Source organism: Exiguobacterium sp. s48 (assembly GCF_018617395.1).
GTDB lineage: Bacteria > Bacillota > Bacilli > Exiguobacteriales > Exiguobacteriaceae > Exiguobacterium.
This window is the reverse complement of the sequence record NZ_JACSKC010000001.1, coordinates 1,984,606-2,008,045: the sequence shown is the minus strand read 5'-3', so window position 1 is coordinate 2,008,045 and position 23,440 is coordinate 1,984,606. Positions and strand designations below refer to the sequence as shown.

Annotated in this window: 33 protein-coding genes; 25 read left to right on the top strand and 8 right to left on the bottom strand. The window is 47.0% G+C overall.

Annotation, left to right across the window (positions count from 1 at the left end):
* Positions 1–13 precede the first annotated feature (13 nt).
* The 10 genes from KNO66_RS10210 (at position 14) to KNO66_RS10165 (ending at position 7,411) form a co-directional block, all read left to right on the top strand.
* The gene (locus KNO66_RS10210) at positions 14–553 is read left to right on the top strand and encodes a ribonuclease FAU-1 family protein (protein ID WP_214742313.1); all 540 of its coding nucleotides are present in this window, start codon (positions 14–16) and stop codon (positions 551–553) included.
* Positions 554–602: 49 nt separating this feature from the next.
* Positions 603–1,733 carry a tetratricopeptide repeat protein gene (locus KNO66_RS10205; RefSeq protein ID WP_214742312.1) on the top strand — a complete coding sequence of 377 codons (1,131 nt, stop codon included), beginning with the start codon at positions 603–605 and terminating at the stop codon, positions 1,731–1,733.
* Between the two features lie 11 nt (positions 1,734–1,744).
* A complete protein-coding gene (locus KNO66_RS10200; protein WP_214742311.1) occupies positions 1,745–2,176 on the top strand; it encodes a GNAT family N-acetyltransferase in 432 nt (143 codons plus the stop codon).
* A 130-nt stretch (positions 2,177–2,306) separates the two neighbouring features.
* Complete coding sequence (locus KNO66_RS10195) at positions 2,307–2,750, top strand: MarR family winged helix-turn-helix transcriptional regulator (RefSeq protein ID WP_214742310.1); 444 nt, start codon at positions 2,307–2,309, stop codon at positions 2,748–2,750.
* A gap of 27 nt (positions 2,751–2,777) precedes the next feature.
* On the top strand, positions 2,778–3,770 hold the full coding sequence (locus KNO66_RS10190) for a ring-cleaving dioxygenase (protein WP_214742309.1): 993 nt from the start codon (positions 2,778–2,780) through the stop codon (positions 3,768–3,770).
* Entirely contained in the window at positions 3,767–4,396 is a 630-nt protein-coding gene (locus tag KNO66_RS10185) for an NADPH-dependent FMN reductase (RefSeq protein WP_374193977.1), read from the top strand. Before KNO66_RS10190 ends, KNO66_RS10185 begins: the two co-directional genes overlap by 4 nt.
* 96 nt (positions 4,397–4,492) lie before the next feature.
* Positions 4,493–4,972, top strand: coding sequence for a hypothetical protein (locus KNO66_RS10180; RefSeq protein ID WP_214742308.1), 480 nt, complete (start codon positions 4,493–4,495; stop codon positions 4,970–4,972).
* Between the two features lie 40 nt (positions 4,973–5,012).
* A complete protein-coding gene (locus KNO66_RS10175) occupies positions 5,013–6,080 on the top strand; it encodes a saccharopine dehydrogenase family protein (RefSeq protein WP_214742307.1) in 1,068 nt (355 codons plus the stop codon).
* Positions 6,077–6,574 (top strand): NUDIX hydrolase, encoded by a 498-nt coding sequence (locus KNO66_RS10170; protein WP_214742306.1) that lies wholly within the window; start codon positions 6,077–6,079, stop codon positions 6,572–6,574. Before KNO66_RS10175 ends, KNO66_RS10170 begins: the two co-directional genes overlap by 4 nt.
* Before the next feature lie 42 nt (positions 6,575–6,616).
* Positions 6,617–7,411 carry a GNAT family N-acetyltransferase gene (locus tag KNO66_RS10165; protein ID WP_214742305.1) on the top strand — a complete coding sequence of 265 codons (795 nt, stop codon included), beginning with the start codon at positions 6,617–6,619 and terminating at the stop codon, positions 7,409–7,411.
* A gap of 35 nt (positions 7,412–7,446) precedes the next feature.
* Here the strand turns inward: KNO66_RS10165 and KNO66_RS10160 are convergent, their stop codons facing one another.
* Both KNO66_RS10160 and KNO66_RS10155 read right to left on the bottom strand, forming a co-directional pair.
* On the bottom strand, positions 7,447–8,232 hold the full coding sequence (locus KNO66_RS10160; protein WP_214742304.1) for an SDR family oxidoreductase: 786 nt from the start codon (positions 8,230–8,232) through the stop codon (positions 7,447–7,449).
* A gap of 72 nt (positions 8,233–8,304) precedes the next feature.
* Positions 8,305–8,619 (bottom strand): hypothetical protein, encoded by a 315-nt coding sequence (locus tag KNO66_RS10155; protein WP_214742303.1) that lies wholly within the window; start codon positions 8,617–8,619, stop codon positions 8,305–8,307.
* 144 nt (positions 8,620–8,763) lie between these two features.
* On the opposite strand from KNO66_RS10155, the gene KNO66_RS10150 reads away from it, so the two are divergent.
* From KNO66_RS10150 to KNO66_RS10140, 3 genes are all read left to right on the top strand, one after another.
* Positions 8,764–9,072 carry a hypothetical protein gene (locus tag KNO66_RS10150; RefSeq protein WP_214742302.1) on the top strand — a complete coding sequence of 103 codons (309 nt, stop codon included), beginning with the start codon at positions 8,764–8,766 and terminating at the stop codon, positions 9,070–9,072.
* Positions 9,073–9,140: 68 nt separating this feature from the next.
* Entirely contained in the window at positions 9,141–10,145 is a 1,005-nt protein-coding gene (locus KNO66_RS10145; protein WP_214742301.1) for a S66 family peptidase, read from the top strand.
* Positions 10,142–10,732: an NUDIX hydrolase gene (locus KNO66_RS10140; RefSeq protein WP_214742300.1), complete on the top strand. Its 591-nt coding sequence runs from the start codon at positions 10,142–10,144 to the stop codon at positions 10,730–10,732. The genes KNO66_RS10145 and KNO66_RS10140 overlap by 4 nt, the downstream gene beginning before the upstream one ends.
* Here KNO66_RS10140 and KNO66_RS10135 read toward each other — a convergent pair.
* Positions 10,721–11,185 carry a GNAT family N-acetyltransferase gene (locus tag KNO66_RS10135; protein WP_214742299.1) on the bottom strand — a complete coding sequence of 155 codons (465 nt, stop codon included), beginning with the start codon at positions 11,183–11,185 and terminating at the stop codon, positions 10,721–10,723. The two genes, KNO66_RS10140 and KNO66_RS10135, sit on opposite strands and share 12 nt — an antisense overlap.
* A gap of 50 nt (positions 11,186–11,235) precedes the next feature.
* Here KNO66_RS10135 and KNO66_RS10130 point away from each other — a divergent pair, with 50 nt between their 5' ends.
* The 3 genes from KNO66_RS10130 (at position 11,236) to KNO66_RS10120 (ending at position 13,356) form a co-directional block, all read left to right on the top strand.
* The gene (locus tag KNO66_RS10130) at positions 11,236–12,024 is read left to right on the top strand and encodes a GNAT family N-acetyltransferase (RefSeq protein ID WP_214742298.1); all 789 of its coding nucleotides are present in this window, start codon (positions 11,236–11,238) and stop codon (positions 12,022–12,024) included.
* Positions 12,024–12,209 (top strand): hypothetical protein, encoded by a 186-nt coding sequence (locus KNO66_RS10125; RefSeq protein WP_214742297.1) that lies wholly within the window; start codon positions 12,024–12,026, stop codon positions 12,207–12,209. Before KNO66_RS10130 ends, KNO66_RS10125 begins: the two co-directional genes overlap by 1 nt.
* Before the next feature lie 163 nt (positions 12,210–12,372).
* Positions 12,373–13,356, top strand: a complete 984-nt coding sequence (locus KNO66_RS10120; RefSeq protein WP_214742296.1) for a M23 family metallopeptidase — start codon at positions 12,373–12,375, stop codon at positions 13,354–13,356.
* Positions 13,357–13,401: 45 nt separating this feature from the next.
* On the opposite strand, the gene KNO66_RS10115 is transcribed toward KNO66_RS10120, so the two are convergent.
* Positions 13,402–13,947 carry a TraR/DksA C4-type zinc finger protein gene (locus KNO66_RS10115; RefSeq protein ID WP_214742295.1) on the bottom strand — a complete coding sequence of 182 codons (546 nt, stop codon included), beginning with the start codon at positions 13,945–13,947 and terminating at the stop codon, positions 13,402–13,404.
* Between the two features lie 151 nt (positions 13,948–14,098).
* Between KNO66_RS10115 and KNO66_RS10110 the strand changes: the two genes are divergently transcribed.
* The 4 genes from KNO66_RS10110 to KNO66_RS10095 are packed head-to-tail and all read left to right on the top strand — an operon-like array spanning position 14,099 to position 15,759.
* The gene (locus KNO66_RS10110) at positions 14,099–14,623 is read left to right on the top strand and encodes a GrpB family protein (protein WP_214742294.1); all 525 of its coding nucleotides are present in this window, start codon (positions 14,099–14,101) and stop codon (positions 14,621–14,623) included.
* 56 nt (positions 14,624–14,679) lie between these two features.
* Positions 14,680–14,979, top strand: coding sequence for a hypothetical protein (locus KNO66_RS10105; protein WP_214742293.1), 300 nt, complete (start codon positions 14,680–14,682; stop codon positions 14,977–14,979).
* Entirely contained in the window at positions 14,976–15,452 is a 477-nt protein-coding gene (locus KNO66_RS10100) for a GNAT family N-acetyltransferase (protein ID WP_214742292.1), read from the top strand. Before KNO66_RS10105 ends, KNO66_RS10100 begins: the two co-directional genes overlap by 4 nt.
* A gap of 4 nt (positions 15,453–15,456) precedes the next feature.
* Entirely contained in the window at positions 15,457–15,759 is a 303-nt protein-coding gene (locus tag KNO66_RS10095) for a hypothetical protein (protein WP_214742291.1), read from the top strand.
* A 39-nt stretch (positions 15,760–15,798) separates the two neighbouring features.
* Here KNO66_RS10095 and KNO66_RS10090 read toward each other — a convergent pair whose 3' ends face one another.
* The 3 genes from KNO66_RS10090 to KNO66_RS10080 form a co-directional block, all read right to left on the bottom strand.
* The gene (locus KNO66_RS10090) at positions 15,799–16,656 is read right to left on the bottom strand and encodes a pirin family protein (RefSeq protein WP_214742290.1); all 858 of its coding nucleotides are present in this window, start codon (positions 16,654–16,656) and stop codon (positions 15,799–15,801) included.
* Between the two features lie 105 nt (positions 16,657–16,761).
* On the bottom strand, positions 16,762–18,027 hold the full coding sequence (locus KNO66_RS10085) for a hypothetical protein (RefSeq protein ID WP_214742289.1): 1,266 nt from the start codon (positions 18,025–18,027) through the stop codon (positions 16,762–16,764).
* A gap of 286 nt (positions 18,028–18,313) precedes the next feature.
* Entirely contained in the window at positions 18,314–19,210 is an 897-nt protein-coding gene (locus tag KNO66_RS10080; protein ID WP_214742288.1) for an aldo/keto reductase, read from the bottom strand.
* Positions 19,211–19,358: 148 nt separating this feature from the next.
* Between KNO66_RS10080 and KNO66_RS10075 the strand changes: the two genes are divergently transcribed.
* From KNO66_RS10075 to KNO66_RS10060, 4 genes are all read left to right on the top strand, one after another.
* A complete protein-coding gene (locus KNO66_RS10075) occupies positions 19,359–19,970 on the top strand; it encodes a protein kinase family protein (RefSeq protein WP_214742287.1) in 612 nt (203 codons plus the stop codon).
* Between the two features lie 78 nt (positions 19,971–20,048).
* Complete coding sequence (locus tag KNO66_RS10070; protein ID WP_012727586.1) at positions 20,049–20,378, top strand: four-helix bundle copper-binding protein; 330 nt, start codon at positions 20,049–20,051, stop codon at positions 20,376–20,378.
* 92 nt (positions 20,379–20,470) lie between these two features.
* On the top strand, positions 20,471–20,983 hold the full coding sequence (locus KNO66_RS10065; RefSeq protein WP_214742286.1) for a GNAT family N-acetyltransferase: 513 nt from the start codon (positions 20,471–20,473) through the stop codon (positions 20,981–20,983).
* Between the two features lie 66 nt (positions 20,984–21,049).
* Entirely contained in the window at positions 21,050–21,388 is a 339-nt protein-coding gene (locus KNO66_RS10060; protein ID WP_214742285.1) for a zinc ribbon domain-containing protein YjdM, read from the top strand.
* A 37-nt stretch (positions 21,389–21,425) separates the two neighbouring features.
* Here the strand turns inward: KNO66_RS10060 and KNO66_RS10055 are convergent, their stop codons facing one another.
* Entirely contained in the window at positions 21,426–22,883 is a 1,458-nt protein-coding gene (locus tag KNO66_RS10055; protein ID WP_214742284.1) for an aldehyde dehydrogenase family protein, read from the bottom strand.
* A 277-nt stretch (positions 22,884–23,160) separates the two neighbouring features.
* Between KNO66_RS10055 and KNO66_RS10050 the strand changes: the two genes are divergently transcribed.
* Positions 23,161–23,385 carry a hypothetical protein gene (locus tag KNO66_RS10050; RefSeq protein WP_214742283.1) on the top strand — a complete coding sequence of 75 codons (225 nt, stop codon included), beginning with the start codon at positions 23,161–23,163 and terminating at the stop codon, positions 23,383–23,385.
* Positions 23,386–23,440 lie beyond the last annotated feature (55 nt).

Genomic DNA, 23,440 nt, shown 5'->3' with positions numbered 1-23,440 from the left:
AGGGGAGATCCATATGGCAAAACGAAAGTATGCGAATCGACGAGACTGGGAACGGATTTTAAAGAACCGCTACGCGCAAGTTCGTGTTCAGACGGAACAATTTTCAGGCGTCGTCGCCTTATTCCAAATCGATGAGGTTCGGGCACCTCAATATAAGATGCATAACGGCGAAGAATTCATCGTGGCAGATGCCGGGTTTGGTTGGCTCCAATATTTCCCGGACAATGAACCGTTCGGTGTGACGGTCATGTTCAACCCTGACGGTGAAATCGTGCAATGGTATATCGACCTCGTCGACCGAATCGGCGACGAAAATGGCATTCCGTACATGGACGACTTGTTGCTCGATATCCTCGTATTTCCGAACGGGGATATCGTCAAAAAAGATGAGGATGAGTTCAAAGCGGCGACTGAGAGCGGCGAATTGACGCCTGAACAAGTCGAGCGGGGATGGCGTGAGTTTGAAGCGACGCTCGAACGGATCAAACGTGGAGACTTCGTCTACTTTGATTTGGCAAAAGGACATTACGAACAGTTAAAACAAAAACTATGAGCGAACAAACTCTCTCTGCTACAGTAAGAGCGTAGGAGGGGGAGTTTTTATGAAAAGAATTGAAATCGAGACGTGGGCACGACGTAAGCACTTTGAGTTTTTTAAAGCGTTTGACGCGCCACATTTCAACGTGACGGCGAACGTGGATGTGACAAATCTCTATACATATGCCAAGGCGAGCAATCAATCGTTCTTCAAGCTCTTTTTATATGGTGCTGTGAGAGCGGCGAACGCGATTCCGGAATTACGCTATCGAATCCGTGGAGAAGAGGTTGTCGAACACGAGGTGGTCCATCCTTCGTTCACGGTCATGTTAGACGAGGGTGTCTTCAACTTTTGTGCGGCCACGTTCCATGAAGATTTACCGACGTTCTTACAGGAAGTGACGACGCGGATGGAGCGAGCTGCTGATGAAGTCGTGGTCGGGGATGACGAGCCCGACGATTTGCTGTATATCACGAGCGTCCCGTGGGTCACGTTCACGAGCATCATGCATCCGACGCATCAGCAACAAGACGATAGCGTGCCACGCATCGCCTGGGGCAAGTTCGAGCGTCAAGGAGAGCGTCTGGTTATGCCGTTATTCGTTCAAGCCCATCATGCACTCGTTGATGGGGTACATATCGGCAAGTATTACGAAACACTACAATCTTGGTTAGACGAAGATTTCGTACAGGAGGGAACCGACGTGATAGAGGAAAGTGAGTTTGATCGAGCCGTTCGCCTCCATGAAGAGGGACAGCTCGAACAGGCGAAGCAACTGTTCTTATCGCTCTTACGACAGGATGAGAAGAATCCGAGACTTCATGCATATTGTGCCTGGTGTTATGACTCGCTCGGGGAAGAACGTCAAGCCGTACCGCATTATGAGCGGGCTATCCGACTCGGGTTGACGGGGAAAGAGTTGGTCGAATCGTATCTCGGACTCGGCAGTACGTATCGGGCACTCGGACGATACGCAGAGGCGGAACAGTTATTTGAAGAGGCGATTGAGCAATTCCCGAATCACGGGGCGCTCAAGGTGTTTCAGGCGATGACGCATTATAACGTCGGTCGCCATGAAGAGGCGACGGGCGCGTTACTCGAGCTGCTCGCTAGCCCGAAGCCGGACGAGAGCATCGCAAGGTACCGCCGTGCCATCGCATTCTATGCGAGAAACTTAAATGAGATATATGACTAAAGGAGAATGACATGATTTCATTACGTCCGATCGATGCACAAAATTGGTATACATGCTGTCAACTGGCATTAAGTGAACAGCAACAGTCTTATATGGAGCCGAATGCGATTTCGTTACTTCAAGCGATGTATGAACCGACGCTACGCCCGCGTGCGATTTATGAGGAAGAGACGATGGTCGGCTTCCTCATGTACAACACGGAGCCGGAAGAATTGGATGCATGGTGGATTTACCGAATCATGATCGACCATGCTCATCAAGGCAAAGGGATTGGTCGACAAGCGACAGAGCTGATGCTTGAAGAAATTGGCGCAGAGAAACCGATTGTCGTCGGCTATCACCCTGAGAATGAGGCAGCGCATCACTTATATGAAAGCCTAGGATTCGTTGATGAAGGCCATCGATTCGGTCGTGAGATGGCTGTGATTCGGCGAGGGGAATGAGACGGAAACAACCCGTCTCATTTTTTTAATCAAATTGATTGACGACAAAATCATCACGTGATATATTTATCTCGAATTAAAGATATTTGAATTTAAGTAAATGGCTCTCTTGGACAAAGGAGGGAGACAGATGGAACCATCTGATGCATTGAAGACAATTACTGTGCTGTTGCGCGCCTCTCAGTCGTTACAAGACCTGGTGAAGCAGGAAGTGGCGTCTTACGGATTGAACGCGACCGAGTTCGCCGTACTCGAGTTTTTATATCATAAAGGGGATCAACCGATTCAAGTCATCGGAAAGAAAATTCTCCTCTCGAGCGGAAGCATGACGTATGTCGTGGACCGATTAGAGGAGAAAGGGTATCTCGTCCGAAAAGCTTGTCCGAGCGATCGCCGCATCACATATGCGGCGCTAACGGATGACGGAGAGCGCCTGATGCAAGATATTTTTCCGAAGCATACGGAGCATATGAATGTATTGTTTGAAGGATTATCTCTAACAGAGACGATTGAACAGTTGAAACAAATTGGGAAGCGGGCAGAAGCCGCAAAAAATTTTAATCATGTATCTTGAAATCAAGATATAAAAGGAGAGAGAACGATGAACCACGTAAAAGGAATTCACCACGTCACGGCAATCACGAGTAGTGCCGAAAAAAACTATGATTTCTTCACCCATATTCTTGGGATGCGCTTAGTGAAGAAAACGGTCAACCAGGACGACATTCAAACGTATCACTTATTCTTTGCGGACGATAAAGGGAACGCGGGGACAGACATGACCTTCTTCGACTTCCCAGGTATCCCGAAAGGTAAGCACGGAACAAATGAGATCGCGAAGACGTCGTTCCGCGTACCGACAGATGAAGCGTTGACGTATTGGGTCCGTCGATTCGACCGTCTCGGTGTCGAGCACGAAGGGATTCAAGAACAGTTCGGGAAGAAGACGCTCTCGTTCATCGACTTTGATGAGCAGGCGTATCAACTCATCTCGGATGAGTTCAACGAAGGCATCGCGTCGGGCGAGCCGTGGAAGAACGGTCCAATCCCGCTTGAATACGCGATCACGGGACTTGGTCCAATCTTTATTCGCATCGCCGATATCACATATTTCAAAAAAGTGATGGAGCAAGTGATGCTATTTAAAGAGATCGGGCGAGAAGGTGATGTGTATCTCTTTGAAGGAGGTGAAGGTGGAAACGGAGCGCAAGTGATCGTCATTCACGACGAGACATCTCCACAAGCGCGTCAAGGGTTCGGTACCGTGCACCATGTCGCATTTCGTGTCGAAGACCGCAGCGTCCTCGATGAATGGACAGCACGTCTCCAACAGTTCGGTTTGCCGACTTCTGGCTACGTCGATCGCTTCTTCTTTGAATCATCCTATGCACGTGTCGCGCCGCAAATCTTGTTCGAATGGGCGACAGATGGACCTGGATTCATGGGAGACGAGCCGTACGAGACGGTCGGTGAGAAGTTGTCACTCCCGCCGTTCCTCGAAGCGAAACGTTCGCAAATCGAGGCGATGGTACGACCAATCGATACAGTCAGAAGCACGAAAACATTTGAGAAAGAATATGAGGGCATGAAATGAGTTTCTTGAATCGCTTATTTGGAAAATCAGATGCATCACAACATAACCAAGGAGGAACTACTATGTTAAACATCGGAATCGTACTCGGATCAACTCGTGAAGGTCGCGTCAGTCCACAAGTCGGGGAATGGGTGAAAGAACTCGCCGACAAACGTGGCGATGCCAACTATGAAGTCATCGACATCGCAGACTACAACTTGCCGCTTCTCGGTGAAGCTGGCCAAGACGCATCAGGCGCAGCAGCCTGGTCGGAGAAAATTGCGCAAATGGACGGATTCATCTTCATCGTCCAAGAATACAATCATTCCATCTCAGCATCTCTTAAAAACGCACTCGACTACTTACGTGTCGAATGGAACAACAAAGCAGCTGGAATCGTCTCATACGGTTCTGTCGGTGGAGCACGGGCAACGGAACATTTACGTGGCATCTTGAGTGAATTGTCAATCGCTCACGTACGTGTCCATCCTGCGCTCTCACTCTTCACGGACTTCGAGAACGGGACGCATTTCGCACCGAAAGATGTGCAAGCACAATCGGTCAACGACATGCTCGACCAACTCCTTCCGTGGACGGAAGCGATGCAATCGGTCCGCACGAAAGCCGGAGAAGTTGCAAACAATTAACAAATCGCGAAGCCAGCCTGAATTCAGGCTGGTTTTTGTGCGTTTTCAAGTGGATTGCGCTAAAGTGGAGAAGAATGGAAAGAAAGGAGGGATTCGATGGTGAAACGAAAAATCATCGCGGCTTCCTGGACTGTGCCTATCTATGCGCTTCTATTAAGCATTGTTGAATTTTCGCAACAAACACTTGTGGAAACTTCATTTTTAGAGAGCGTATCTGGATTTCTATTATTATGTACGGTTTACATGGCTTATAGTTTTCCCATCATTTTTACATATGGCGTCGTGACATCGTGGTTTAGTGGTTGGGTCGCAAAGCGATTCAATTCGGAACGCGTACAGTTGTTCATTTCGTTCGTTTTACATATTCTATTTGGACTCATCTTGTCATGGTTGAGTCTGCTCGCAGCCGTTTTGTTCTTCCTGATTGATCGTCGATTGATGAATCAGATCGATGTGACGAAACGAGTGGTAATCAAAAATCTTTTCATCCCGATTGGATGCTGGCTCGTTGCGATGGGGAGTGTATATCTGATTGGAGTCGTTCAAGATTTCTTCGTTCGATTCAACTCGATTTAGGGAAACGAACATGGACAAACTCATACAAGGAGGTTTCAAGATGAAATGGATGATTTATGGGGCGAATGGCTATACGGGGGAACTGATTGCCCGACAGGCTGTCCGTGACGGATTGCGTCCGATTCTTGCCGGTCGGAACGGACGTGAGATTCATCGCCTCGGGGACGAGCTCGACTGCGAGACAGCAATATTTGCATTAAGTCGCGAAGCGGCAATCGAGGCGCTTCACAATGTGGATTTGGTACTTCACTGTGCGGGTCCGTTCACGGATACGAGCCAAGTGATGATTGAGGCATGTCTGGAAACGGGCACACATTATTTAGACATTACCGGGGAAATCGACGTGTTCGAATATGTCCATTCTAAACAGCGAGCGGCTCAAGCCAAAGAACGTGGTGTGATTTTATGTTCCGGTGTTGGGTTTGATGTCATCCCAACAGACTGTGTCGCACGAAAATTACGGGAACTTTTGCCGGATGCGACGACACTCGCCCTCGGATTTTCGGCGGCAGCTGGTATTTCTCCAGGTACGATGAAAACGGCTGTCCGTGGTCTTGGATCGAGCAGTATGGAACGTGTGAACGGGAAACTATCATCATTCCCAATCGGGGCAAAACGAAGAACGATTGATTTCGGACGTGGAAGCCGTACCGCCATCGCGATTCCTTGGGGAGATGTTTCGACCGCCTATTATACGACGGACATCCCAAATATTACGACGTGGGTGCCGGTCCCGACAGCGGCCGCTTATTTGGCACGCGCTTTGTCCTGGTTCAGCCCGATTCTTGGAAAAGAGGCGGTGCAGGAACGATTGCTCCGCTATGTCGATGAGAACGTATCGGGACCAAATGAAGCCGAACGTGAAAAAAACTCGACGTATGTATGGGGCGAGGCAACAAATGAGGGGGGCCGTAAAATCATCGTTCGCATTCAAACTGCGAGCACGTATGCCTTCACCGTATATGGCGCACTCGCCGTCGTCAAACGATTACTTGGCTCCGGCGGAATGCTTGCTGGAAGTTTCACCCCAGCCATGTTGTTTGGCTCACACTTTATCGAAGAGATTCAAGGCTCCTCTTCGTTCACGATTGATGAGATTCGTCCATGAGCCGAGAAATGTGGGATTTACTCGACGAAAATCGGCAACTGCTCGGTCGAACCCATTTTCGTGGGGATGAACTAGAACCGCATACATTTCATACGGTCATCGAAGTGTTCACGTTCGATTCGGATGGGAGACTCTTGCTATCAAAACGCCATCCGGACAAGACGTACCCGCTTCTGTGGGAAGGAACCGGGGGCTCGATTTTAGCTGGAGAAACGAGTCGACAAGGTGCGGTCCGTGAGCTGAAAGAAGAGCTGGGGCTATGCGTGTTGCCTGAGCAACTTCGGTTCGTGACAACGATTAAGCGGGGCACCTATTTCTTGGATCTGTACTGTTACGTATGCGAGAACCCCATTGACTTAGGACAACTCACTTTACAAGCAGATGAAGTGATTGATGTGAGGTTACAAGAATGGGAAGCCGTGTTAGGATCTGAGGACCTCGTTCCTTCTGTACGAGAACGAATGATTCAGTACGGTCATCTCATCCGAACGTGATATGCTACACTCAACATGAAAAAAGACAAGGGAGGGAACAAAGTGAAACGTTTAGAATTGGCACGACGCATCGAGCGCATCAAAGCAGAGGGGACGTCTGCTTACATTCGACATCGCAAACAAACCCCTCCCTATGAAGGTGCGGAACTGCACGTAGAAGGTAAAGGACACGTGTTTAAAATGGGGAATATGAGCTTTGCGGTCGGATTCGGGTTGAATCGACCGACAAGCTTTTATGATCTGCATCAAATGGAAAAGTGGGTACGCGGGAAAAACGTATCACGTCTACATATCGAAGTTTGTCCATTGGCAGAGGACTCGTTACTCCGCTTGTTGCAAGAGCGTAACTACACACTCGATCACTTTTTAGATGTGTGGACGTTGGATTTGAAACAATATTCGTCTGATTCTACAACGACCCAGGTCGAAAAAGTAAAGAATGAAACAATTCATGAGTGGGCACATGCGATTGCGGCAGGATTTGCCGAATCCGGAACCATCCTTCAAGAAACGATTGATACGGCTAAAGGATTCTATGCACTCCCGAGTAATCACGCCTATCTCGTCCGAGAAGCGGATACTGTCGTAGCAGGTGGGATTTTAGCGATACAAGACGGAATTGGAGAATTGTTTCTGACGAGCACCGTCCCGGCATATCGGCAAAAAGGGTATCAGACGCAACTCATTTTGGAACGGATTGCCGAGGCGAAAGCGCTTGGCTGTGACGTCTTGACCGTAACGACGAAAGTCGATTCGGCATCTGGACGTAATATGGAACGGCTCGGTTTTCAGCCGTTCTACCAAAAAGCTGTCATGAAAAGTCCTATTCTCAAATAAGCAGGCCGTCTCGGATGAGACGACCTGCTTTTCGATTACAAGAGGGATTCCGCACCGTCAACGTAAACCTCAGAGCCCGTGACATGGCTCGACATGTTGCTTGCAAAAAACAAGACGACGTCCGCGACTTGTTTGGCGGAACCGGACTTTCCGGCGAGTGGCTGGTTCCCGAGCGGATACTCGATGGGAATAACGACTTCTTCAAGCAATGCATCGTCACGATTGGTCGAATCATCGATATTTGTATCGATGGCCCCTGGACAGATGGAGTTGACCCGGATTCCAAATTGAGCGAGTTCGGCGGCAGCCATTTTCGCAAAACCGGTCTGTCCCGCTTTTGTTGTGGCATAACCACTGAAACCGAAATTTTTAAAATAGCGGTTGCCATTGATTGATGAAGTGATAATGATGCTTCCACCCTTCTCTTTCAAATGTGGAATCGCATGTTTGACGGTTAGGAAGGTCCCGGTGAGATTCGTCTCGATGACACCGTTCCAATCCTCTAAAGATAAATGTTCAATCGGTGTGATGGCCCCGTTTCGTCCAGCGTTCGCGAAGACGATATCGATTTGACCGAATCGATCCATCGTCTGTGCATACGCTTCTTTCATCGCCTGCTCATCCGACACATCCACACGAATACCGATGGCGCGCTCTTCCCCCACAAGACTAGCGAGACGCATCGCCTCCTCCTCATTCAAGTCGAGAATGGCGACTTTCGCACCCGCTTGAATAAAGCGAATGACAGCGGCGCGTCCGATTCCAGAGGCCGCTCCCGTGACGAACGCTACTTTTCCAGATAATAATTTGTTTGAAATCAATCCGACCACTCCTTTTTGGATTCTGTTGTCATATTCCACAGTTCTGGAAAAGTTACGCTTCATTTCAAAAAATCATGGTGCCATGACTTCAATCGTCCGCGCGATGTTCAAGTTCGAATTCGTCGGAATGACCTCGATTGTTACCAGTTGGCCGCTCTGTAGCCCTTGTACGCTGTTGACGATGCCAGTGACTTCGGTTTGATCATTGATCAAGATGACACGCAATGTGACTTCTTCAGAGGATTCGGTAGATTCAATCAATATTTGGGGGATATCGACTCGTTCAATCTGTCCTTCGACCATGTTGTCATTCCACGTGCTCAGCCAATAAACGGCGACTAAAAAAAGACCGAGAAAGATTAAGGCAAAGGTTAATCGTGAACTCATGTCTACCTCACTCCTTTGTCGTCCCGTTTCGCATCTCATCTAATGTATCTTTACCCAGAAATTCTCTCATTACTTGAAAAAATAGTAGGAATCATAAGAAAAATGGGGAATAGAAAGAAAAACGAAAAGGTGAGGTGTGGGCGAATGTGGATGATGATGGGAACACTCGGTTTGGTGGCTTGTGTATGGCTCACGTTTGGTTGGTATACAATTGGTAATGCAAAACGTCGAGTGAAAGGTGGGCTCTTTTCACTCAGCCTCATTTGTCTATTCGCTCCACTTTTACTCGTGAAATTAGGAGAACAGTACGGATTTTTCGGCGTACAAATCGGATTAATCACATTATTCGGCTTACTGGCGGGGGCCTTTTTCTTTGTGGCGCTCGGATGGACAGGACGACCAGCAAAAGTTCGGAAAGTGAGAACGTTATCGGAAGACCCTGATTTATTTTGAAGCATGGCTGACCACTCCTACGGTATAATGCGTTCATAACCATGTTACGAGGGAGTGGAGTGGGAATCATGATTAAACCGCCAAAGCTGCAAGTCGGGGATACGATAGGAATCATTACGCCTTCTTTTCCGGCACCTGTTCAATTTGAGGAACGCTATCAACGTGGCGTCGAACAGCTCAAGCGAATGGGATTCAAGGTGAAAGAGGGCATGTGTACATATAAAACAGAAGGATTTCGTTCATCGTCCATTCGAGATCGCGCGGACGAACTGAACGCATTTTTACATGATCCTGAAGTGAAGGCGATCATCAGTACGATTGGTGGAACGAATTCGAACTCATTACTACCGTATATCGATTATGAGCAATTGCGACGTCAACCTAAAATCATCATGGGTTATAGTGATGTGACGGCAATTTTGATGGCGTGTTATGCAAAAACGGAAGTCGTTACATTTTATGGACCGGCGATCGTCCCTTCTTTCGGGGAATATGGAGGAATGTTTGAGGCGGGCGAGCAATATGTCAAAGACATTCTCTGCTTAGAACGAAACGCTCCGTTTCAGTTACATATTCCTGATGAATGGACCGAAGAGATGCTCGATTGGTCAACGCAACAACGCGTCAAGACATTGCAGCCGAATAAAGGGTGGATCCCACTAAAGGGTGGGAAGGCAAGAGGGGCGTTGATTGGAGGGAATTTGAATACGATGTCCGGGTTTTTCAAATCAGATTATTATCCTGATTTGAAAGGAACGATTTTATTCCTAGAAGACTCGTTCAAAACGATGGCTGAAGAAGAACGGTCGCTCAGCATGCTAAAATTGGCTGGCGTATTTGATGAGATTTCAGGTCTGATCATTGGGAAACATGAGCATTTTCAAGATCAATCGGCACCCTTCTCATTCAATGATTTATTGCTCGAAGTCATCGGAGATACGAACATCCCGATTTTAACGAACGTCGATATTGGACACACATTCCCGTCGCATATCTTCCCGATCGGCATTCAAGTCGAGTTAGATGCGACGAATGGAATAATTCGATTTCTAGAAAATGGGGTGTCCACATGAAAGAACTCCTCACGATTTTTGATGCCAATCATCAAGAAATAGGAGTGAAAGAGCGGGAGCAAGTTCATCTGGATGGGGATTGGCATGAGACGTTCCATTGCTGGCTCTGGAAAGAAGACCTCATCTACCTTCAGCGAAGAAGCATGGAGAAGCAGGATTTTCCCGGGAAATATGATATTACCGCAGCGGGACACCTCACTGCAGGCGAGACGATTGTTGATGGCATTCGTGAAATCGAAGAGGAACTCGGACTCTCCTTGAGGTTCGAGCAACTCACGTCTCTTGGTGTCTTTGAGGATGTGATTGAACTGGACGGGTTTGTCGACCGCGAATTTGCACATACGTATAGCTATGTCTATCAAGGAGAGCCGATTCATTTTGACGACGGGGAAGTGATGGAGATCGTATCGGTACACCGGAACGAGCTTTTGGCGCTTACAGAAGGAAGCTTGCGTACGATTGAGGGACGCTCTCTTATGACGAATCATCTTGTCCGAATCAAACAAACCGATTTAGCCCCCCATCGTCTGACTTACTGGCAAAACGTATTTGAGAGTTTGACACGAATGGATGCCTCAAATCGATAAGGAGAGAATCCGTTGCTCACCAATCGGACCATCGATGCGACGTCCTGTATCAACCCATCCAACGTGCGTATAAAGGGAAAAAGCAGCTTCGTTTTTCAGATTGACCGACAGAACGACTTCACGAATATGAGGAAATTGTTGTTGTACGAACTTCGGAAGTTCGTGGAGTGCTGCTTTAGCGTAACCTTGTCTTTGGTCGTCATAGTTGATGGCGAAAGCGGAGAAGAGCAAGGCATGAGGTTCGCTCGTATAAGATGCGACGCGTTCATTGTCATGGAGTAAAAACATTCCGACCGGTTTCGTACTGAGGACGACAATCGGATAAGTGCCATCAGGTAATGGATCATCCATGTCTTTAGGCAGGGTCGTATACTTTTCTTGGTCCGTCGGTAGCGTGAACGTATCGAGAATTGGTCGATGCGTATCATTTCGATCGTCTAGTGTGATTTTCATGAGGAGTCTCCTTCAATTGTAAGTAAATTCATTTAGAAGAGAGGAATTATATGTCGACACAACTTACATATCGTCAAAACCCGCCACTACAAGATTTGTATCGCGCGTTTATGACTGGTTTTTCTGATTATATCATTCCGTTTCAATTCGATGAGCAGACGTTCGAAGACATCTTTCTCGTACGAGATCAAAATCAACCATCTCGTTCCATCGTCGCTTACGATGGCGAAACGCCAGTCGGTGTCGTATTGAGTGGGATTGCTTATCTCGATTCGAAATGGCAGACACGTTGTGGTGGACTCGCAGTCGCCCCACACGTTCGGAAGTTAGGCGTTGCGACCGAATTGATGCAACGATTTGAAGCGGAAGCAAAAGGTACTCGCTTACTTGAAGTCATTCAAGGGAACGTTGCGGCGCTGTCTCTCTATCAACGGCTGGGTTACAAAACGACTCGCGAAATCCTTTACTTCCAAGCGGTCTCATTAGAAACGACCGCAAATATGACTTCTGAACCGATTCAAACGTTATTTGATGAGGTGTATCCGGCAGCGAATCATGTTCCGATTTGGCAACGCGATGTACGGTTGACCCAACAAGCAGCTGAGTTAGTGAAAGTCGTAGAAGGAAATCGAATAGGATTTTTATTATACCGCGATCACGTATTGCTCGATGTTTTTGGACGAGCAGAAGAAGCGGAATGGCTATTGCGGGCGGCAGCAAGCCGAACGCCACTTCACATCACGTTGACGTCGGACCGCCCTGAATGGGTCGAAGCGGCACGGCGATTAGGGTTTGTCCAAGATGAGATTACTCAATTTGAGATGGTGAAGAACGCCTGATGAAGCGGTTACTAGTTATTTGTATCATCGTATTAATTGGTGGGAATACTGCGACATTGATTGCCCTGACGACCAATCTCCCACAAGGTGTGTCGCAAGGTCTACTGTTAGGTGGCGTGAGTGTAACCCTTCTTTCTATCGGTGGCATCCTATGGGCGGGATATTATACAAAAAAGCGCAAGTGAAATCCTTGTGAAGTGATCTCTGAAATTCTCACATGATGCTGTCATGTATGACATGAAAATGAAAAACTTCATATATTGAAATTTTTAACCCCCAGTGGTATATTCGCACATGTAGCTTTTTTGGAGTTCATGAATGTATCAATTTGGAGGGTTTATTATATATATGTGGAAACAACTCATCATGACAGCAGGTGTCGGTGTGCTCTTATGTCAAGGGCAGACGGCATCCGCTAGCGAAATGACCCCGCAAGACCTCGTACACACAGAAAAATCTGTGCAACAGACGAAGCAGCAAGTCAAAGAAACAAAACAATCCATTCACGCCATTAAAACGAAATTGAAGCAAGTCGATCATCAAGCAGAAGCGTTGCGCGATAAAATCGAAGGTACTTCTAAAGACTTGGAATCTATCGAAAAAGAGCTTGTACCGGCAGAACAATCACTCTTTGCGAAAGTCGTTTCTTCTGTGTTGCCAAGTGCGAAAGCAGAGGCCGCTGAAGCCGAAGAGGCGCATCAGACACTCGTTGAGAAGAAAAAACAAACGAGTGAAACGCTGAAACAGTTAAAAGAAGAGCAGCAACAAATTGAAGCGACACGTCAGGACGTGAAGACGTCATATGATGAAAAGTCGAAACAGTATAAGAAGCAAACGAATCAATTGAGCGATTTGAAAAAACAATATGAAGCGATGGCGCCAGACCAATTCTTAATGCCGGCGGAAGGGCGCCTCTCACAAGGGTTCGGTGCAGCGAGCGGTCAGTTCGGATACACATTCCACAATGGATTAGACATCGCCGCTAAAACAGGCACGCCTATCTATGCCGCAGAAGCAGGGAAGGTCACTAAAGTCAGTGCGAGCGGACCTTATGGAAATCATGTGCAGATCGAACACAACGTGGATGGTCAAACATGGACGACGGTTTATGCTCACATGCACAAAGTGAATGTGAAATTAGGACAGACAGTACGTCAAGGTGAATCGATTGGTCAAATCGGTACCACGGGCAACTCGTCAGGTCCACACTTGCACTTTGAAATTCATAAAGGGAACTACAATTTCTCTGCTAGTTCAGCTGGGAATGCCATTGATCCGATGAAAGTGGCAGCACGCCTCGGTGGTGCTTCTCCGGTGAAAGCAACATTTTAAACAGACAGATGCCCTGAGCCTCGTAAACGAGGTTCAGGGCATTTTTTATTGTTCGCGTGTCGGGTCGTGGTTGCCTTCACTATCGGCAATCGTATCCGAACTTCCATAGTCTTCTACTTGGGAGAAGGCATCTGTTTTTTGCCCAGGTTCATCCGTTCCGTCTAGTTCTTTGCGACGGGCCGTCTCGTTCGGGTTCAGCACATCCTCTTCGACCGGTCGATCGAGTTCGTGAGCGTGCTCTTCCTCTTCTTGTGCACGAGCATGTTCGATGCAGAGCGTAGCTTCTGGGATGACCTCAAGGCGATCTAGTTCGATGTCTTTCCCGCACACTTCGCACTTGCCATACGTCCCGTTCTGAATGGCAAGCAAGGCTTTATCGACATCACTTAAGAACTCTTCATCGAGTTCATTCAGTGCTTGGTCGCGCTCTCGTAAAAAGAGCTCCTCACCTGAGTCGGCAGGGTGATTATCGTAATGGGAGAGTTCGCCTTCATCGTATGTTTCTTCTCGCCCATCCATGTATCCTTCTGTTTTTGCTTTTTCTTTCAATAGACGTTGTTTAAACGTTTCGATTTGTTTTTCTGTCAACATCGTTATTCACGCTCCAGTTCTCAAGTCATTAATATAAGGTTTCCCATTTTATTTGCGTACAAACCTTTTGAAGTGGAATCCATCCTGTCGAGCAGTGTGCAGAACGGGTATGATGACAATAAAGAGTATTGTTTTTGAGGAGGAACCAATCATGCGAAAAGTTGAAGTGGTCGCATACAATCCAGAATGGAAGGGTCGGTTTGAAGAAGAGGCAGGCAAATTGAGCCGTTTATTTGAAGGAGAACTTGTTGCGATCCATCACATCGGGAGTACGTCGGTCGAAGGACTCGCGGCGAAGCCAATCATCGATTTGATGCCTGTCGTTCGAGAGATTGAGCGAGTCGATGCGTATACGGAACGAATGGAAGCACTCGGGTATCGAGGACTTGGAGAATACGGGATTCCCAAGCGCCGCTATTTTCGGAAAGGGGAAGAGCTGCGGACGGTTCACGTACATGTATTTGAAGAAGGCAATCCAGATGTCGTGAGACATCTCGCTTTCCGAGATTATTTGCGTACATTCCCTGACGTGCGCGATGCGTATGGAGAATTGAAGTTGCAACTCGCAGCGCAGCATCCGGAAGATATGGAGGGTTACATTCAAGGAAAGCACGAGTGGATTATCGAAACGGAACGACTAGCGACGAAATGGTATAAAGAAAATCATGATGTGTGAAACCTTTTGTGGGAATCACCGTATATGATATTAAACCTTGAAGGGGGAGATCTCATATGAAACGGTTTCTTGGAAAGTGCGTCGAATACGCCTTGGCGGCGCTCGTTTTCGTCGGTTTGTTCTTTGTTCTCCGAATGATTGCAGGAGATACAGATAAAGGGTATATGTTGACGCTACTCGGCTCATTTTTTCTTGTGTTACCCATCTCGCTCCTTGTTGGTTACTTCTTGGCTCGTCCTCTTCAACGTCGCCTAGAAGGGAGAGGGACATCATCTTCGAAAGAGCATACGTTACAAGGGACTGAAAAACCACACGGTGTAAATGAAGATCGAAACCCTTCAAACTATATCGGATGAAGGATATCTTATTTACGCCAACAACGGATGCCCGCCTCGTCGCACGGCTGAATCGGTCGATCCATGAGCATCACGTCCGTATGAATCCGACCTTTTTTGCGGAGTATGAGGAAGAGAAGATGTATGAAGCTTTTTTGACGCTGATTGGACGACCGGGTCATCATTATATGGTGATGGAGCTTGAAGCAACTCCAATCGGCTACATATGGTTTGAGGAGAAGGTGGGTGAGGCGACCGCATTTCGTCAAGCCGTTCGAACGATTTATATTCATCACATCAGCATTGACCCGATGTATCAGCGAAAAGGATACGGTCGACGCGTGATGGAATGGATGGAGCGTTGGGCATTAACCCATCATTTTAGAACGATTGAACTAGACTACTGGATGATCAACACAGATGCTGCCTCTTTTTACAGCGAGCTTGGATTTGTTCCAAAACGTCAGATTGTCATGAAAAAATTGGAGGAATGAAAAGATGGAATTACTTACAATCGGAATCGGTATTCTTGGAGTATTGTCATTAGGTTGGTTCTTTTATAGTTACTGGCTCGGATATAAAGGTGGCAATATCGTGATGACCCTCGATGAGCATTATACGAAACTTGAGGAATACGTGCCGGCCATTTTGGCGAAATTATATGAAGATGGAAAGTCCGCTAACTATCTTGGGGACCGCAAGTTCGAAGTGGAAGGGAAACGTTATGTGCTCGTCGAGCGTACCGTACCGATCGGGAACGTACCTACACAACAGACGGTGTTACAACCAGATCGCTCATAATCAGGAAAGGGAGCTCTCGAGTCGAGAGGCTCCCTTTGTTTATTTCACCGCTGGAGGACCGAACACGCCACTATGATAATCACGAAAGGCTTGGCGAATCTCTTCTTCCGTATTCATCACGAATGGACCGTGCGCGATATACTCTTCTCGAATCGGCTTTCCGGAATAGACAAGGAGGCGTGTACGTGTCGTGGCCTTCAGTCGAAGTGTGCTTATCGCCTCAGATGTTTCATCGAACGTCAGCGTCGCCACGTCCGTTTTGGTAAGTGGCGTGTTGGACGTTCCGACTTCTACAGACCCAGCTAAAACATATAAAAAGCTGTTATGATTCGCAGGCAAGATGTGTTCGTATTCGCTGCCTTCCTTCAATGATATTTCTGTCATCGTGATGGGGACGAGGCTTTCCATCGGTCCTTTTACGCCCGCGATTTCGCCGGAATAGACACGAAGCTGTCCGCCGTCGAAGGGAACGACGGGTGCGTCCTCGACGTATACGTTCTGATAGGAAGTCGTTGTCGTTTTTAACGACTTTGGCAAGTTCAACCAAAGTTGAAGCGTATGAATTAAATCATCGTCGACCGCTTCTTCAGCGTGACGGGCAGCCCATCCGGCATTCATATATTGAACGTCACCGGCGTCCAATATCGAATGTCCTCCATGATTATCAATATGTTCAAGGCGACCATCGATGACATACGTGATCGTTTGGAATCCGCGATGGGGATGGTCCGAAAACGTCCCACGCTTGAACCAGTCTTCTGCCATCAAAATAAACGGATCAAATTCCTCTTTTTGTTCCGGGGGCAACACCCAACCCTGTTGCACATGGGGATATCCGTTTTGTCGGTAAGAGACCCGCCAATGACGGTTCACGTCTCGAATAAATGGATTTGTCAAAATGATTCACTCCTTTCCTTTCTTATCTTCCCAAAAAATGTGTTCCATCGGACGAGATTTGCCTCGTGAATATGCAAAAAGACAGATGCGTTCGCATCTGTCGGATTATGTGTTTTGTTCAAACAGGTTATACCACTTGATGGCATCCTCGCGTAATAGCTTAAAATGGGCGCCTGTCTCTGAATTGGTCACATAGACATCGGCACCATCATAGCTGACATCGAATGTTTGGGCACATACGCCTTGAAACAACGTGACATACGGTGTTGGAGCAGGTTTTCCTGCATAGGCAGTTGCATTTGCTCGTTTGATAGCGCCGAAAATGAATTCCATTTCATCGTGACCCACATGATGTAAGAAGGATTCATCTTTCGATTCTGTACCGAGAAGCGCCAAATCATGAAAAATAACATGACGTTGACTGCTTAATTTATGGTGAATCTGTTCGTTCAATTCTTTCCCATAGAGTAACTGGGGTTCATGATACGTAAGTGAGACAGTCTGGCGATGAGCTGTTCCATCTTTCATGAATGTAAAACTATAGAGCGAATATTCATGCCCAGGTACAAGAACAGAAGGAAGCTGCGGAGCTGTCTTTGCCCCGAACATTTGTGAAATCTGCGCATGTTTCGGTCGCAATACCTCTTGATAGTTATTTTGATCCTGGCTCGTATAAATCGCATATTGTAACGCATCATCGGATTCTTCTGTCCCGAGTCCAATCGACAAATAGGGAGGGTGCGAGGAATCAATTGGAATTTTCAAGTGGTCTTCGCCTTCAGATGATGTAAAAGTGAGTTCAAATTCCCCGGTAAGGGGCATCGTGATATGGAAAAGGGTATGTTCAATCCCTTTTCTTTTTGGATAGGGCTCATTACCTATCGGTTTTTGCATCTCTTGTGCAAAGTGCTCATATTCATGTGGCTCCGCAAATCGGAATTTTGAAACATCCGGATACGTTTTTGCTGCATATTGGGCGTCATTTAAACTCTCAGGGAGTGTGGTGATTTTTGTAACATACGTGATGGAATCGAGCTGACATTGTACATAGGATTTATTTTCGACAGTGAAAAAAGTTGCTGTCGGAAAGTTAGCATTGGCGGCAGAATCGGTCAGTGGTTGTGTCAATGTAATCGTCCCGAGCCAACGTCGTTCACCGTTTGGAATCGTCGGAATCGCATGGTCTGGTTGACACATCTCAATAATAGCGGCGCGATCGGATTCTGGCATTTCGATTTGCTGTCCATTAGGTAACAGGGCACGTCCTTGATAATATTCAGGAGCGGGTTGAAGTCGGAGTGCGCGTTCTTCCTCGCATCCGAATAAGAAAAATAGGATAACGAGGGTACTGAAAATCAGGTACTTTTTCACATCGGTACTCTCCTTTGGTGAATCACTTTCACCATTCTAGCACCATTTTTTTGTGACTTTAGTCTTAGGAAAATTAATTTGTTATTTCGAAAAAAAATCAAAAAACCCGTTCGACTTGAACTGAACGGGGAGAAAAACCAATTATGTCTTATTTTTACTTTTTGGCTCTTTAGCGGTGTCGATTTTTGACGAAAAATCGTTGGTGTCATGCAATTTTAGAAAAAGGTAATTTTTCTTCTAAATTGCCACGTTATAATTCGGTGGGATTTATTTGATGAAGGTCCCTTTAATCGACATCTCGTCCGCGTGCCGCCTTCAAAATTTCAAACCATTCTTCTCGTGTGAGGTCGATTTGAAGAGCATCGACACCTGTCTGAACACGCTCGATTTTTCCTGATCCGATGATTGGCATGATGTTCGCAGGGTGTTTGACGAGCCACGCATATACGATCGAGTCAATCCCGCTCGCGTTGTGACGTGCACGGATTTCCTCAAGTTTTTCACGAAGGGGTGCGTACTGTTCGTCTTTGAAGAGTTGACCTCCAGCAAGCGGGCTCCAAGCCATGAGCGGCATCCGTTTTTCGTGACAAAGGTCGACCGATCCATCTTCGAAGTGCTTCAATTGCATCGGAGAGAGTTCGAGTTGATTCGTCACGAGTTGGAACGGGAGTCGTGATTGGAGCAAGTTCTGTGTCGATGGCACGTGGTTGGATACGCCAAACTCACGTACTTTACCGCTATCACGCAACGTAATGAAAGCCTCGGCCACTTCATCAGGGTTCATGAGTGGGTCTGGACGGTGGATAAGTAACGTATCAATATGATCAATTGCCAACTCTTTTAACGAACGCTCTGCTTGCGCGATGATATGCTCTTTTGTCGTGTCGTAATAATTGAGTGTTTGGTCCGGATTGAACGAACCTGTCAACTTAATTCCGGTCTTTGTGACAATCTCCATCTTGTCTCGGAGTTCAGGCTTTAATTTTAAGGCCTCCCCAAACAAGCCTTCACACGTGTAACCGCCATAAATATCCGCATGATCAAATGTCGTGATGCCAAGCTCAAGACATTGTTCGATAAACGTGAGGCGTTCCTGTGGGGTCATGTCCCAATCAGCGAGACGCCACATCCCATGGACGATGCGTGAGAATGATAATTCTTCTGTCAAAGCGATGCGTTGCATTATAACTCCTCCTTAGTTGTCAGTCGCTCTTCATTATACGTCTTACGAGAAAGGACGTCACTTGTCACCAACTCGAGCAGTTTTAACGTCAAATGAGCTTGAATGCGTTATGATGAAAGGGAAGAGAATGAAGAAAGAGGCGTGACGGATGATTAACTATAAACAATATGCAGATGTCACCTTCGAACGAGTAGGTGACTCGTTTCAGGTAGCCGCGATGCACCCAGATCTTCGTTTACATGGCATCGGTCGAAGTGCGGCCGTGTTTCGTTTAAAGGAAAAGGATCGTGTTATCAAAGTATTCTTTCCAGGTTATGAACAAATCGCAACTGAAGAAGCGGCAATCTATGAAAAACTAAAGGGGCTCCCTTACTTTCCGAAATGCTATGAGTCTGGTTCGTCATATATCGTGATGGATTACATCGAAGGAAAGACGCTATTTGAGTGTCTGACGGAAGGCGTCTGGATTGACCCGTCTTACATCGAGGTAGTAGATGAAGCGCTTCGACAAGCGCGGTTGCTAGGACTGACCCCGTCTGATGTCCATTTACGAAACATTATTTTGACCCCGAACGGACAGATTTTCTTGATTGATTTGGCACGCTTCAGACAAGGGCAACAAATCGATCATCAGTGGGAAGACTTGAAGCGGATGTATCGATTGTATCGCTATCGTTTCATGCCGAAACAATATGATGAGTCACTACTGAATCGAATCGCTTACTTGTATCGTAAGTTCGTGAACGACCCGGATTTTTGAACCGGGTCGTTTTTCTTTCGCCGATTAGGGAACAGCAGTAACGTGTCTAAAATTGAGGAAGCGAAAGGGGAATGATGTATGGCTCATCGGATCTATGCGAACGAACTTGAAATGCTCCACGAATGTGTGGAAACGTGCAACTACTGTCTGGAATCTTGTTTAGAAGAAAAAGACGTACAGATGATGGTCGATTGTATTCGACTGGATCGCGAATGTGCCGCTGCCTGTGCGTTTCTTGCCGAGGCGATGACGCGTGATTCGGCATTCGTTCCTGAACTCGCGCGAGCGTGTGCGGTCATCTGCAAAGCATGCGCACAGGAGTGTGGAAAACATAAGCACGCACATTGCCAGGAATGTGCGCGTGTCTGTACAGAATGTGCCTCGATGTGTGACCGCTTGGCCGCATGATTTGAGTGACCGGTTGATGGGACCGGTCACTTTTTTCGTGTCTTTTGAAGAGGGGATTCGTATAATGAAAAAAACGAAAAGGTGGTATGGGGATGATTCGCAATTGTCGACGAGATGATCTTCAAATGATTTTACATATTTACAATGATGCGATTGTAAACAGTACGGCCGTCTATCACTATCAACCGGTGACGCTCGAGAATCGAGTGGCATGGTATGAAGAGAAAAAAGAGCAAGATTGTCCGATCATCGTGTGGGTCGAGGATGACGTGGTCATGGGGTTTGCGACGTTCGGTCCGTTCCGTCCATGGCCAGCGTATCACTATACGGTCGAGCATTCGGTCTATGTACATCCTGGATATCGCGGAAAGGGCATCGGGAACAAATTGTTAAAAGAAATTATCCGTATTGCTGAAGCGAGAGGAATGAAAACGGTGATTGGTGGAATCGACACGTCGAACGTGACGAGTATTCGTGCGCATGAAAAAGTCGGATTCGTACATTCAGGAACGATTCGAAATGCCGGATATAAGTTTGGCAAATGGCTCGATTTATCGTTTTATCAACTTGATTTAGAAGGTCCTGCATCGCCTACAGAAGAATGAACGGTCTAGAAAGACTGAGCTACCATACGATATACTGGAACGAGTGAATCGAATGGAGGAAATGGAATGACTGAGTATCCGAATTGCCCAAAATGCCAATCATCTTATGTATACGAGGATGGACCGTTGCTCGTATGCCCGGAATGTGCCTATGAATGGTCACCGAGCGAGGCGGCAGAAGCGGAAGCGGCTTCACAAATCAAAGATTCGAACGGAAACCCACTTCAAGACGGAGACACCGTCACCGTGATTAAGGATTTGAAAGTGAAAGGGACCTCGCTTGTCGTCAAACAAGGAACGAAAGTGAAAGGGATTCGACTCGTGGAAGGTGACCATGACATCGATTGTAAAATCGACGGTCTAGGTGCGATGAAGTTGAAGTCGGAGTTTGTGAAGAAAATTTAAAAAAGTGTTTCGGCAACTCGCCGAAACACTTTTTGTATTAAGAGAAGAATGGTTTATACTCGCGACGTTCATGCATGATTGATACCCATTGAAGCGTCGTGAACTCTTCGAGTACCCATTCACCGTTGAAACGTCCGAGACCAGAGTTTTTCTCGCCCCCGAACGGCATGTGTGGTTCATCATTGACCGATTGGTCGTTGACGTGAATCATGCCGGTTTCGACTTTCCGTGCAAAATTGGTCGCGCGATAAACCGATCCGTGAACGGCACCACTCAATCCATATGGTAACTCATTCGAGAGACGGAGCGCCTCCTCGTCATCTTTAAAGGAGAGAATGACAGCTACCGGGCCAAAGATTTCATTTTTCGCGAGTGGCATGTCATTCGTGACGCCACTGACGACGGTCGGTTCGAGGACGTTGCCGTCGGCTGTTCCGCCGGTATGGACGGTAGCGCCGGCATCGACTGTCTTCTCGATTTGCTCTAAAATGCGATCGATTTGGTCGTGATCGATGAGCGGACCGACTTGCGTGTCTTTTTCGTTCGGATTCCCTGCTTTCAACTGTTTAACCCGTTCGACATAACGTTCCACGAACTCATCATGAATCGATTCAGCAACGAGGATTCGGTTCGTCGACATGCAAATTTGTCCTTGATGATAGAACTTGCTGTAGACGGCTGATTCCACGGCTCGGTCGAGGTCGGCATCATCGAGCACGACGAACACGTTATTTCCACCGAGTTCAAGTGCCGTTTTCTTCAATAAGCGACCAGCTTTCTCTGCGATTCCTTGCCCGACTTCAGTCGAACCTGTGAATGAGATTAGACGTGGGATTGGATGTTCGACAATGGCGTCCCCGATTTCAGACCCTCGTCCGACGACGACATTGAGTATACCTTTTGGAAGCCCGGCTTCCTCAAAGAGTGATGCGAACAGAAGACCACCTGTGACCGGTGTCGCTGTAGCTGGTTTGACGACGACCGCATTCCCGGTCGCGAGAGCCGTCACGATTGAACGGACAGCCAAATGGAACGGGAAATTCCAAGGACTGATGATTCCGATGACCCCGAGTGGTTTACGATAAACCCGGTTCTCTTTGTTCGGCACGACCGAAGGTTTGATGAGTCCGTCCATACGGAATGGGAATGTCGCGGCTTCTTTGATGATAGCCATCGATGCAGCAAATTCGCCTTCTGCTTTAATACGTGTACTACCGGATTCCTTCACAAGCCAATCGACAATAAAGTCTTTATTGTCCATCGTGATCTGAGCAAACTTCTCAATCAATTCACGTCGCGCCTGGGGGACCATGTCAGCCCATTCCGCCTGAGCCTCTTTGGCTGCTTCGTAGGCACGGTTTAAATCATTTTCATCTGCTGATTGAATCGAGAAGAGAGTCTCGTTCGAGAATGGATTGACGTTGTCGATCGACTTTTCACTTGATCCGTTGACCCACTCACCATTGATGTACATGTTCGTAAAATCTGTATGCATATTGGAACACTCCTTTATTTTTTCTTCACCATAAGAAGTATTCACTTCTTTTAGAAAAATAAACATCACAATGTATGAGATTTGGTAAGCTAGAATCAAAGAAGTCGAACTTATTTAGGAGAAGACAATGAAGACATGCTGCGTTGGTCTATTCTTTTTAATCCCTTGGGCATTTTTTGTGGCGGCTATGGATTATGTATGGGGTTTTTCGTTTGGATACGTGATTGTACCGATTGTCATTTGGTGGGTAACGAAACGAGCGTTGAGGTATATACGAATGCGTTTTGTTCTACTTTCATTGATCGGGTCTTATGGTTTGTCGAGTTATTTAGCCTACTGGTTTGATAACGATTGGGGATACTTCTTCAAGCCATTAAATCTGATAGGGATTGTTCATATGTGGTCGGTCGTGGTATTGATTGGGACACTCGTGATTTTAATTTATCGTGGGGCTCAAAAGTCAAACGACCATACAATAGAAATTGAAAGGGGAGATCAGTGACATCTCCCTTTTTTGATGTTCGTTTCTACTTCCTGTACAGTTAGACGAAGAGAGG